At 49.4% G+C, this 11781-nt stretch carries 9 protein-coding genes and 1 other RNA gene; 3 read left to right on the top strand and 7 right to left on the bottom strand.

The features are described 5' to 3' along the window. Positions 1–9: 9 nt before the first annotated feature. From ACO0K3_RS14175 to ACO0K3_RS14150, 6 genes are all read right to left on the bottom strand, one after another. Positions 10–462, bottom strand: coding sequence for an EVE domain-containing protein (locus ACO0K3_RS14175; RefSeq protein ID WP_422985639.1), 453 nt, complete (start codon positions 460–462; stop codon positions 10–12). 118 nt (positions 463–580) lie between these two features. Beyond that, positions 581–759: non-coding RNA, 6S RNA (gene ssrS, locus ACO0K3_RS14170), on the bottom strand. Between the two features lie 76 nt (positions 760–835). Continuing rightward, positions 836–1147 (bottom strand): cell division protein ZapA, encoded by a 312-nt coding sequence (locus tag ACO0K3_RS14165; protein WP_422985961.1) that lies wholly within the window; start codon positions 1145–1147, stop codon positions 836–838. Positions 1148–1158: 11 nt separating this feature from the next. Next, positions 1159–1377 (bottom strand): DUF904 domain-containing protein, encoded by a 219-nt coding sequence (locus tag ACO0K3_RS14160; protein WP_422957057.1) that lies wholly within the window; start codon positions 1375–1377, stop codon positions 1159–1161. 57 nt (positions 1378–1434) lie between these two features. Then, the gene (locus ACO0K3_RS14155; protein ID WP_422985637.1) at positions 1435–4830 is read right to left on the bottom strand and encodes a UvrD-helicase domain-containing protein; all 3396 of its coding nucleotides are present in this window, start codon (positions 4828–4830) and stop codon (positions 1435–1437) included. After that, complete coding sequence (locus ACO0K3_RS14150) at positions 4830–7547, bottom strand: PD-(D/E)XK nuclease family protein (protein ID WP_422985635.1); 2718 nt, start codon at positions 7545–7547, stop codon at positions 4830–4832. The genes ACO0K3_RS14155 and ACO0K3_RS14150 overlap by 1 nt, the downstream gene beginning before the upstream one ends. 379 nt (positions 7548–7926) lie before the next feature. On the opposite strand from ACO0K3_RS14150, the gene trxA reads away from it, so the two are divergent. Both trxA and rho read left to right on the top strand, forming a co-directional pair. Beyond that, positions 7927–8253 (top strand): thioredoxin TrxA, encoded by a 327-nt coding sequence (trxA, locus tag ACO0K3_RS14145; RefSeq protein WP_422959549.1) that lies wholly within the window; start codon positions 7927–7929, stop codon positions 8251–8253. A 219-nt stretch (positions 8254–8472) separates the two neighbouring features. Further along, positions 8473–9735: a transcription termination factor Rho gene (rho, locus tag ACO0K3_RS14140; RefSeq protein ID WP_422957053.1), complete on the top strand. Its 1263-nt coding sequence runs from the start codon at positions 8473–8475 to the stop codon at positions 9733–9735. Between the two features lie 170 nt (positions 9736–9905). On the opposite strand, the gene ACO0K3_RS14135 is transcribed toward rho, so the two are convergent. Beyond that, positions 9906–10826: a LysR family transcriptional regulator gene (locus tag ACO0K3_RS14135; RefSeq protein ID WP_422985633.1), complete on the bottom strand. Its 921-nt coding sequence runs from the start codon at positions 10824–10826 to the stop codon at positions 9906–9908. Between the two features lie 204 nt (positions 10827–11030). Here ACO0K3_RS14135 and ACO0K3_RS14130 point away from each other — a divergent pair, with 204 nt between their 5' ends. Then, on the top strand, positions 11031–11735 hold the full coding sequence (locus ACO0K3_RS14130; RefSeq protein ID WP_422985631.1) for a pirin family protein: 705 nt from the start codon (positions 11031–11033) through the stop codon (positions 11733–11735). Positions 11736–11781: the final 46 nt, after the last annotated feature.

The following is an 11781-nucleotide window of genomic DNA, read 5'->3' as shown; positions in this document are numbered from 1 at the left end:
AAAGTACGATCAGGCAAGCAGTTTCTGAATGAACTTCCACTCTGAGACAGTCACAGGAGTAATCGATAATCGACTACCTTTCTGTAACACGACCATATCCGCCAGCGCCTCGTTTTTTCGTAATTCGGCAAGAGAGAGTAAGCGTGTTTTTCGCTTTGCGCAGATATCGACCATCATCCAGCGCGGCGTCTCAAGTGTTGCTTTGGGATCGTAGTATTTACTGTCAGGATCAAATTGCGTGTGGTCAGGATAAGGCGTACTGGCAACCTCAGCGATACCGGCAATACCCGGCTCAGGACAACTTGAATGATAGAACAAAACGCCATCACCAACTTTCATCGCGTCTCGCATGAAATTACGTGCCTGATAATTCCTTACGCCGAACCAGGGGATCGTTGATGCGCTTAACGCGTCATCAATACTGATTTCATCAGGTTCCGACTTCATCAGCCAATAAGCCATAAGTAACTCTCAAATGAGTGAACGTAGTAAAAGCGTATCAGCATACGTTCCGGCAAGCGCAAAATCAATGTTCTGAATAAAAAAAGCACTGGCAACTTTCGTTGTCAGTGCTTCAGAATAAGTCCCCACCAATGCCGCTATGCCGGCATCCTGAACCTGGCGGTTCAAGTTGGCTACAGTCAGTTCAATTTCGGGTTCATCGGACTAGCGACGCTCACACCCATCAAACAATTTCTACAGCCTATGCACATAAATGGTTCAAGGAATATATGACATTGGCGAACACGGTAGGGAATTTAAGTTTACTCCTATCCGGGATTTCGTACAGCTTTTTTTAAGTTTTTTTGATTGATTAAACCAATACAAGCACGGTTCAAAATAGATTTTCTTGGGGTGTCAGCGCCTTGTCCAAAACCTCATGCATATTGTGAATTTTTTGCTTCACCTCTGCAATAGAGAGTCCGGATAAAGGACCTTCCGGTGACTTGGTCGACAATAGCTCAGCTGTTACACCCAAGGCGGCCATTACGGCGATCCTGTCATTTCCCTTGATCTTGCCTGCATCGCGAATCGCAGACATTTTATCGTTGAGATAAGCAACGGCGGTCAGCAAGGCTTTGTCTTCGCCTTCCTTGCAGCTCAGTTTATACGCCTGCCCCATGATATTGACGTCAAGTTGTATCACCGTAGTTTCCTTCATGCTGCTTCCTTGTCTGAATCGTCCTCTGCAGGCAAATGTGCGAGCAAGGCAGTCACACGAACATGCGCTTCGTCCATGCGCTGATGCATTTCACCGTTCTCTTCAGTCAGCGCGACGATATCACGTCGCAGCTCCGCATTTTCGCGACGTAAAAAATCTGTCAGCTCTGCCAGCCGTGCGACTTTTTCAGCAAGTAATTCAAATTCAGAATTCATCTCATCACTTTGGTTAGACCAGACTTTAGGTTTTAAATTATAAATGGAAATCAGACCCTAAAGCATTTCTATCAAGTCACCATCACTTAAAATCAGAGCAGCCTTGATTCTTTTAGTACCGACCAGTCCCTGCAAGGCATCCGCATACACCTGCAACTGCGCCCGGTAGCCTTCGCGCTCACTACTAAGCAAAGCACGTTTATAGTCAAGTATCCAGACTTCATGCTCAAAAAATACAACTCTGTCCAAGCGCAAAGTCTGTTGTTGAAACAAAACATCCATCTCGTTGCGGGCATACAAATAGCACTCTGGTCTAAAATACTTCTCAAGCCCGGGCTGGGACAATATTGCCTGCGCCTGCCGTCGTATCGTTGAAGCAACGTCGCCTGGACAAGGCAGCCACGAGGCAATTGCATCAGTGTCAGGGATAGTGAGTGGCCAGGTCTGCACCCGATTAGTCAGCCGCTCCATCAAAGCGTGCAAGGCAATTCCCTCAACCTGCGCCTCTGTCGTCACCGGAGTGACTTCAACATCAGCCAAAGTCAGATCCGGCGGATTAAACAATGCCAGATCGAATTCGTCATGCACTTGCGACAGCAGGCTCTCCGATTGTTGTAGCTCGGTTGGCGCGACCTGACTCAGCCGCTCGTACCAGCTACCTTGAATAAGGCCCGGCATACCTGTATTGGCCTCGTCAGAGCTGGCATCTGGCTCAGGATTTTTTTTGGCAGCCTTACTTTTTTTGCCCTTCTCACTGGAGATACCGCTAAGTATCAACAAATTTTTAGCCCGGGTTGCTGCCACATAGAGCAAATTCCAGTTCTCCTGCTCTGCCTGTGCCTCCTCTTGTGCGAACAAAGCGTCCCTTGCAGCACCGCGCTGATCCTTGCGGCCGAAAACAGAAAAATGCCGCGCCTCTCCTTGCTGTAAAGGCCACTGACACAATATGCCAGTCTGATCCTTCGCAGATTCACTATGATTCGCATCGACCATCACCACGACCGTGGCCTCCAGTCCCTTGGCGCTGTGGATAGTCAGAATGCGGACCGCATCAGCGGCGCCATCAATCGACGACTCATCAGGCGCGTCGTCTTCGCCGCCTTTCTGAAACACGGCCAGCGCTGCAATAAACTTCGGCAAACTAGGATAGCGCCCTGCATCCATATTCAGCGCAAGCTCGATAAATGCCTCGATATTGCCGATGATCTGGTTTCGCTCAGCCGGATTGGCATACTGAGCATAGCGCGCCAGCAATGCGCCTTCGTGCAAAATTTTATCCAGCAGATCATGCACAGGAAGATCATGTGCGGCCTGCATCCAGTTGCTCAACAGAGCATAGGCGCGGACAAAGATCGTCACATCGCCTTCGCGATGCAAGGCTTGCAAGCGCTTCCACCAGGACGTCTCCGGACGCTGCGCAAGCGTGATCAGATCATCGTCGCCTGCAGAAAAAATCGGCGATTTAAGAATATGCGCTAAAGCACGGTTATCGCCAGGCGTCATTAAGAATCCCAGCAATGCCAGTAAATCAGCGACCTCCAAGGCATCCAGCAATCCTCCGCGACGGCTGGATACAAAGGGAATCCCCGCTGCACGCAAGGCATTTTCATACGATGACAAATGCGTACGACGCCGCACCAGCAACATCACCTGCGACCAGGCTAGGTCGCCTATCTGCTGGCGCGCCATTAACAAAGCTTGCGCGATCTGATGCCCTTCTTCCAGACGACGGCGATCTTCATCTTCGACTAATGCCGTGGTAAAAGGATTGCGTAATGTATGTGACATATGTGACATGTGCGACGCATCTGAGGTTTCATGAGAATTGTCTTCAGAATTCACCTCATTGCCGACTACTTCAGAATCGATCTCAATCAAAGGCAAGCGCCACACCTCGCCATGTGCCGTCGAGGCACTGGTCTGCGGAACATAAATCGGATTTTCACGCATGCTATCGTTCAATATAGCGACGATTTCCGGTGCATTCCTGCGGGTTTGATTTGTACGTAATAGTACAGCTCCTTGTTGCGCCAGCAATTGACGTGCGGCAGAAAATACACGTGGCTCCGCACGGCGGAAGCGATAAATAGATTGCTTGGGATCGCCCACAATAAATACTGTCGGACGTTCGGCATCACTGCCGTAGGCATCCAGCCATGCCTGTACAATATTCCATTGTAAAGGATTGGTATCCTGAAATTCGTCGAGCAAAATATGCTTGTAGCGCGCATCCAGTCTGCTATGCAGATAGGCAGCATATTCTTCATTGCTGATCAGGCGGTAAGCCTGCCATTCCAGGTCGGCAAAATCGAATACCCTCTGATCCGCTTTCAGAGTTTGATACAGTTCCAGATAAGCGGCGCCAACTTGAAAAAGCGCCTCATTGATTGTCAGCACCATTTTTTCGGCACTGCGTCGTCTCAATAATTTCAGCGTATCGGCGATGACGATACATTCATCATCAAAACTCGCCACACTGTCTGGCCCCAACCATTTTTCAATCGCCAGCAACAAATTTTTGGTTTTTAGATTTGATCTGTTTTTACCGTCTGTACCAAAAAATTCGTTACACAAGGCGTCAAAGTTGTCGAGACTGGCATTACCGGAGAGCGCCGTCTCCATAGCAGTTGCACGCTTCTGATTAGTTGCTGTGCCTTGCCCGAGGCAAACAGCAATTGCGCTGATGCGCTGACATAATTCCAGGTCATTCCATAAGGCTAACCGTGGGTCGTATTCTGCGTCAGAACCACACATATCGCGCAACCAGTCAAGCGGGTTGCCATCAGTATCGTCCTGATTCGATGCCCACCATTCCGCCCGCTTATCAAGGAAGGCATCGAGCATCTTCCTGGTATTAAAATCACCTAATTCTTCATATAGCAAAAGCAGCGCAGCACGTGTCTGCTGATGCTCGGTATCTTTCAAGGATTGCATTAATTGCGCATAAGCTTCGCGTTGCAAATCCGCTGTCGCCTCTAGCAAACTAAAGCCATGCGGCACACCCGATGCCAGCGGTGCGAGCTGTATCAGCCGTCCGAACCAGCTATGAAATGTATCCATCGCCAAAGATTGCGGACTGGACAGGACCTTTTCATACAAGCGGCGGGCGACAGGCAAATTTTTCATCACATCTGCGTGTGCGACACCGCGCTCCAGCAATAAAGCCGTCGCCTCCGGCTCCTCTGCGAGTGCAAGTTGGCGCAACAAATCTACCAAGCGCTCACGCATCTCTTGAGCCGCTTTACGGGTGAACGTAATTGCCAGCAGCTCGCCGGGTTCTGCTCCCGCCAGCAATAAGCGCAGCATACGAGCGACCAGCAGCCAGGTCTTGCCGCTACCGGCACAGGCTTCGACAACAACGGATGATTTTGGCTGACAGGCGGCAGAAGTAAAACTCAGTGCGTCCGCTGGCTGACCATTAATTTCATACGCTTGCGCACTTTGCAGGGTCATCACCATGCTCCCTTGCGACAAAGTCCGCGCATTTCACAATACTGGCACACCGACTCTGTTCCTTGTGCAGTGAGTGCGGCTCCGTTTCTGATCGCCTGCATATTGTCCTTAATTGCGTTTTCCAGCGATTGCGTCCAGTGGTAAAAATCCTGGCTGGCAGCATCACCAATTTTGCCTCGTTCTAATTCCAGCCCGACATAACTGGCCGCCACCACATCCTGATTGGCTAGCAGTCCATAAAATGGCAATTGCTGATCCTCCCCCTCTTTCAAGCGTATGTTTAAAGAAGATAAGGTTTTTGTTTTGTAATCGAGTACCGCGCGTTCGCCTTTGGCATTGATATCGATCCGGTCGATGCGTCCACGTAGCATTACGCTTTCTTCCTGACCATTTACATCCCAGCTCAAGCTGTGCTCTCGCCACTCTTCACCAAGTTCAAAGCGCCATCCATCGGCTTCGCGCTGGTCTGCCCAAGCGACATATAAGGGAATGACCTTACTCCATCGCACGCTATAACCCAACGCGGCTGGGCTATGCTGCAAAATCTGAGCAAACCGCTCAGTAGAAATATCACTGAGTAACTGCAACCGGTCAGTCACCTTCTCTGCAGCGAGGCGGTCGTGATAGGTTTTTAAAATCGCATGCAGCCAGTCGCCATAATCACGTTTTTCCGGCATATCCGATAATTCGTCGATCGCATCCAGTTTCAACATACGGCGCGCAAAAAATTGATATGGACAGGCAATCAAACTGCTGTATGCGCTTGATGATAAGGTCGCCGGCGCCAGCACTGCGGCAGCAGGTGCGGGCTGCAATACCTTCAGCGTACTCAGCGTCTGCACTGGCAAAACCGGATGATGTACACCAAGCCTTGTTTGCCCGCTTCGCTCAAGTGCGAGGTCGAGTTGCGCCAGCCACGGACTAACCGGGTTATGCTCGCCTTGTAATTGCCCCTGCCATGACAACACGATCTCAGAATTCGATAACAGCAGCTCGGTAAAGTCGCGCAGCTGTTGCTGCTGCCTTTGCTCTCGGGTAATCAGACCACATTCACGCCGTACCGCATTGGTAAAAAACAAAACCTCCTGGGCTTGCGATGGCAAATGCGCAGCATCTGCACCGACTAGTAACACCGCGTCGAACCGTCGTAAGCGTGCGCCATTCAGCGGCAGCATAAAAACACGCTTATCGTTCCGGCTATGGATGTAAGGTGCATTTTCAAATTGCAGATTGACGAAAGCCCGCCATTCAGAAAAAGAAAACGGTGCCGCCATATGCTGACAATCTTCGACTAAGGCCTGTAACAAGTTAATAATCTGTGAGCCAGCAGCATCAACTACCAGATTCGTATGAATACCAAGCTCATACAGCATTTGCAACGTGCTCTTACTCCACTCAGATAATTTTTTTCGTCCGCTAAACTGATTTGCCTGACGAGCCAGAATCGCAATCCATTGGCGCGCGTCTGGCTTAGATTCAAGCAAGGACAGCATCGAGTCCCAACCGCCCAAAACATTCGCCCGGCGCAAGCTCAGCTCAATTTGCATGACCAAATCTGACTTGTCGATGGCACTGTCGAGAGAAGCCGGAATTGGCAGATAAGGGGATTTCAGTAAGTCGATTAAGGCCATCGTATCGGCTTTAGTCACAACGACTTCAAACCAGGCCGCCATCGCCGCAGCTGCACGGGTCGTCGATAATTTCCACCCGGTTTCATCAGCAACGAACACTTTTGCACGCTCCAGCAATGCCCTGATACGACGAGCAACTGCCCTGTCCTGCGCGATGACAGCAATGCTCTGACGTCCGGCAAGCAGCCAGTCCACGATGGTTTGGGCGCCCTGCTGCGCCTCGTCTTCGAGTGAGGCGGCCTCACATAAACGAATATGTGACATTGCCGCTGGTTCTAATAAAAATTGCTGCTGCCCCTGATGAATTTCATCTAACAAATTCGGCCAGGCAGTAGCGTAAATTGCTGGCAGGCTGACAGAGCGCCAGTCCAGCAAAATCGTCATGAGTTTTTTCTTTTTTGCATAAGCATCAAGAAATGCCTTTTCCATCACATTCGGTGCGGTTGGGCTAATCCATACCAACGGCTCTTGTGCCTGTTGTGCAATACGCATCCACTGATGATGTCCGTGCACGATCGCATCGCGCTCATCTAGCTGACTCTGCCAGATTGTCCATACCAGCTGCGCTTCTTCAGACAAGATTTTTTGGCTGGGTTGCGGTAGCTGTGCCAACGCCGTATGCCAGCGCTGCATCGCACCGTCTTTGTCTGATTGCACCGCAGGCAACAACGCCTGTGTCAATTCATCAGAGAGATTAAGTAAAGTTTGCGCCAGTGGCAGCAAATCCGTATTACGCCGGGCGGTAAATAATTTTTTCAGCCAGGCATGCTGTCGCAACTCGGCATACAAACCCATCAAACGCTCACTCGATGCACTGACTTTCGGTACTTCTTGAGGGGGTAGCATTTCGACCCAGGCGAACATGGTATTGATGCGCGGCGGGATAAAATTAGCATGCAATTCTTGGCTCAGCGCTTTCAAAAATAACTGCGCATGTTCAAAGGTCGGCACCACGACCCGCACCGATGAAAAATCAAGCGGCGATACAATAGCCCAATCCGATGAACGCAACTCTTGCAAGAACGTAGTGGCAGCCTGCTGCCAGAAGTCAGCTGATGCAGGAATCAATTCGTGGATATTACGCATGGCACCAAGGCAGAGGTTGAGAGTAAGGCATTGAACATGGATTAAAAGAGCACAATGAGAGATACATGTGTTATCAGAAAATTTGCCTGATGGACAAGCATTTTATGCGAGAGCGAATACAATTTGAGGGCTGGATGACACTTTTCTAAAAAATAGGTTATTATTTGACGCATAGTTTGCTACTAGACACCACTGAATCCATTGCTGCATCATTCAAAAACGATGAGCACCATTGAATTTGCACAGATCGCCTCCAGATTCACATTGTTATACCGGATGCGTCATCGTCGCAATGTAGATCACATATCCTACAAACCGATTTCAGATTAAACTCCTGTGGCGCTGTACCCCCTTAATTTTTCCCTCGAATGAGGATTCCATGAGCGAAAACATCAAATATGTAAGCGATGCTTCCTTCGAAGCAGACGTACTGAATTCCGACAAACCAGTCTTGGTTGACTTCTGGGCAGAGTGGTGTGGTCCTTGCAAAATGATCGCCCCGATACTCGAAGAAGTAGCGAAAGAATATGACGGCAAGATCGTAATTGCGAAGATGGACGTCGATGCGAACCAGGCTATTCCTGCCAAATTCGGTATCCGTGGCATTCCTACACTGATCCTGTTCAAAAACGGCGCGGCAGCGGCACAAAAAGTCGGCGCGCTGGCAAAAGGTCAACTTACCTCTTTTATTGATAGCAATATCTAATATATTCAAGGTAGAATACGGCGAATCAAGGGCGGTGCTACGGTACCGTCCAATTAGCAAAATTAGCCGCATTGAATTGAACTGCTGTTGTACACGCAGTTAGCAATCTAAAAAAATTAAAATTTGACTCTGCATATCAGCAGAAACATCCAAAATATCATCCTGTAGTTCACCTCTGTTCACTCCCCCACCTACCTATCCCATCCCGGGACACTCAACATGCACTTATCAGAATTAAAGGCGTTACACGTCTCAGCCTTGCTAGAAATGGCCATTGGTCTAGACATTGACAACGCAGCACGGATGCGCAAACAAGAACTCATGTTCGCCATTCTTAAAAAACGCGCCAAATCCGGCGAACAAATTTTTGGCGATGGCGCTCTCGAAGTATTGCCTGACGGCTTTGGCTTCCTGCGCTCGCCCGATGCCAGCTACATGGCGTCCACTGACGATATCTATATTTCACCCTCGCAAATCCGTCGCTTCAACCTGCACACAGGGGATTCGATCGAAGGTGAAGTCCGTACACCAAAAGACGGCGAACGCTATTTCGCGCTAGTAAAAGTCGACAAGGTCAATGGCGAATCGCCAGAAGCCTCGAAACATCGTATCCTGTTTGAAAACTTAACACCGCTGCACCCGAACAAGCCTTTGCAGCTTGAGCGCGAGATGCGCGGTGAAGAAAATACGACTGGCCGCATCATTGATATGATTGCGCCAATCGGTAAAGGCCAGCGCGGCTTATTGGTCGCCTCGCCAAAATCTGGTAAGTCCGTGATGCTGCAACATATCGCTCATGCAATTACCACCAATCATCCCGATATCACGCTGATCGTTTTGCTGATCGACGAACGCCCTGAAGAAGTCACCGAAATGCAACGCAGTGTGCGTGGTGAAGTCGTCGCCTCTACTTTTGACGAACCTGCAACGCGTCACGTACAGGTCGCCGAGATGGTGCTAGAAAAAGCCAAGCGCCTTGTCGAAATGAAAAAAGATGTGGTTATTTTGCTCGACTCGATCACCCGTCTGGCACGCGCCTACAACACGGTCATCCCAGCCTCCGGCAAGGTATTGACTGGTGGCGTTGATGCAAATGCACTGCAACGTCCAAAACGCTTCTTCGGCGCCGCACGTAACGTAGAAGAAGGCGGATCCCTGACGATTATCGCTACTGCACTGATCGAAACCGGTAGCCGCATGGATGATGTGATTTATGAAGAATTCAAAGGCACGGGCAATATGGAAGTCCATCTCGAGCGCCGTCTGGCCGAGAAACGCACTTACCCAGCAATCAATCTGAACAAATCCGGCACACGCCGCGAAGAGTTGCTGATCAAGCCGGATCAATTGCAAAAAATCTGGATCCTGCGCAAGCTGCTGTATAGCATGGACGAAATTGAAGCGATGGAATTCATCCTCGATAAAATGAAGGCAACCAAAAACAACGCAGAGTTTTTTGAAATGATGCGTCGTGGCGGTTAAAACAGCGTAACTGCTGCAAGGTGGATGAGCGAGGCAAAGTTACTCTTTATCGCTACCACTAGCCTGATGAGCCATCTGTACAGATGGCTCTTTTTATTTGCGTCGCTATTATTTATGCCGTGATTATTTCTACCGCAATTATTTTTGCGGCGATTTTTTATGCCGTGATTTTATGCCGATGGCAAATGACGACACAGCTGTTCAAACCAGCCCGCCTGTTCAGCCCGCCGGATCCACCAGTTTAGCGCCGCGCCCGACTCACCACTGCGCCAGGCAAGATAAATCGTTTCCTCTGCCTTTGGTTCCTCGACTTGCTTCTCAATCAAGCGCCCGGCCTGAATCGCCTCACGGGCGCAAAATTCCGGTAAAAATCCAAAGCCTATCCCCGCTAGCTGAAAATCCAGTTTGGCACGCATGGTAGGCACGGTAATCGCGTCCTGACCAAACAACACACCGACCGTCCGCGCAGGTAATAAATGGGCAGAATCTGCAACAGTCACCGCACGATATTGCTGGAGGTCTGACTTGCTTAATACCGATGCCTTATCCGCAAATGGATGATCAGGCGACACCGCAAACACAAACGGAATTTTACCAATCGCTTTCGCAGAATAACCACCACCCGATGGTCCCTCGCCAGCAGCACCCAGCAGAATATCGACCCGACCATCCAGCAAGGCTTCCCAAGTGCCGGACAACGCTTCTTGGACGATACGCAGACGCGTCTGGTTAGCGACATCACAGAATGCCAGGATGTCATCCTTCAAGACGATGGGAGAAAACAAAGAGTCCATACCAATCGTTAATTCGGTCTCCCAGCCAGTTGCAACGCGCTGCACTCTACGCTCTAGATCACTGGCCGCCTTGAGTAAATATCGCCCTTCTTTTAGCAACTCTTTTCCCGCCAGAGTCAGTGTGACTTTCGGCCCAAGCCGCTCAAACATCTGCACCCCTAACTCCTCCTCCAGCTTGGCAACGGTATAGGAAATCGTCGATGGTACGCGAAACATCTCCTTGCCTGCTGCTGCGAACGACCCCCGACGGTCAATCGCATCCATGATTTGCAAGGCATCCAGGCTGATTTTTAACATACGCACTCCTTGTTATGGATTCGATTTTTGATTATTTTTGCATAAAATTTAATCATCGATTTTTTCGATTATATGAATGTAAATTTTCCGTTTTTCATTTAAATAATACAACACTATACTGCAAGACATCGAAGGAAAATCAGTAAATAAAGGCAATTCTTAACTTCGATTAAATCGACTATACAACTTAATCAAGGAAATATCATGCTAACTATTCGTAAAAGTGCTGATCGCGGCGATGCCAACCACGGCTGGTTAAAATCCAAACACTCATTTTCGTTTGCTGAGTATTTTGATGAACAACACATGGGGTTCGGACCGTTGCGCGTGATTAATGAGGATCGCGTTGAAGCTGGTCGTGGTTTTGGCACACATGGCCATCGTGATATGGAAATCATTTCGTACGTCCTTGATGGCGAACTCGCTCACAAAGACAGCATGGGCACCGGCTCGGTGATCCGTTACGGCGATGTACAACGTATGAGTGCAGGCAGTGGCGTGCGCCATAGCGAGTTCAATCACTCATCATCGAATCCGGTTCACTTTTTACAAATCTGGATAGAGCCGAACGTGAAAGGCATCGCGCCAAGCTATGAAGAAAAACACTTTGACACCGCATCAAAGCAAGGCGCATTACGTTTAATCGCCTCACCCGATGGCCGCGACAACTCTGTTTTAATTCATCAGGATGCCTCTATTTTTGCGGTGATTCTCAATGGCGATGAACAAGCCACACAGCCGCTGGCAGCGGGGCGGCTTGGCTACGTGTACGTTGCAAAAGGTCAATTACTGGTCAATGGTTTGTTGCTAGAAACCGGTGACGCCTTAAAAATCAGCGATGAGACTGCCATCACATTGAGTCAGGCAACACAGGCAGAAGTGCTGGTGTTTGATCTGCCAGTGCATTAAGTGAAGTCATAGCGCCATCCTTCCAGTCGATCTATATCCAAGAAGG

The sequence above is a fragment of the Undibacterium sp. Rencai35W genome (assembly GCF_049340185.1).
Taxonomy (GTDB): domain Bacteria; phylum Pseudomonadota; class Gammaproteobacteria; order Burkholderiales; family Burkholderiaceae_D; genus Undibacterium.
The sequence above is the reverse complement of the archived record's forward strand: the minus strand, read 5'-3'. Positions and strand labels throughout refer to the sequence as shown.

What these genes read in the sequence shown, in the direction of transcription:
- ACO0K3_RS14175 (WP_422985639.1), bottom strand. Translation starts at nt 462, where the DNA reads ATGGCTTATTGGCTGATGAAGTCGGAACCTGATGAAATCAGTATTGAT.
- ACO0K3_RS14160 (WP_422957057.1), bottom strand. Translation starts at nt 1,377, where the DNA reads ATGAATTCTGAATTTGAATTACTTGCTGAAAAAGTCGCACGGCTGGCA.
- ACO0K3_RS14155 (WP_422985637.1), bottom strand. Translation starts at nt 4,830, where the DNA reads ATGACCCTGCAAAGTGCGCAAGCGTATGAAATTAATGGTCAGCCAGCG.
- ACO0K3_RS14150 (WP_422985635.1), bottom strand. Translation starts at nt 7,547, where the DNA reads ATGCGTAATATCCACGAATTGATTCCTGCATCAGCTGACTTCTGGCAG.
- trxA (WP_422959549.1), top strand. Translation starts at nt 7,927, where the DNA reads ATGAGCGAAAACATCAAATATGTAAGCGATGCTTCCTTCGAAGCAGAC.
- rho (WP_422957053.1), top strand. Translation starts at nt 8,473, where the DNA reads ATGCACTTATCAGAATTAAAGGCGTTACACGTCTCAGCCTTGCTAGAA.
- ACO0K3_RS14135 (WP_422985633.1), bottom strand. Translation starts at nt 10,826, where the DNA reads ATGTTAAAAATCAGCCTGGATGCCTTGCAAATCATGGATGCGATTGAC.
- ACO0K3_RS14130 (WP_422985631.1), top strand. Translation starts at nt 11,031, where the DNA reads ATGCTAACTATTCGTAAAAGTGCTGATCGCGGCGATGCCAACCACGGC.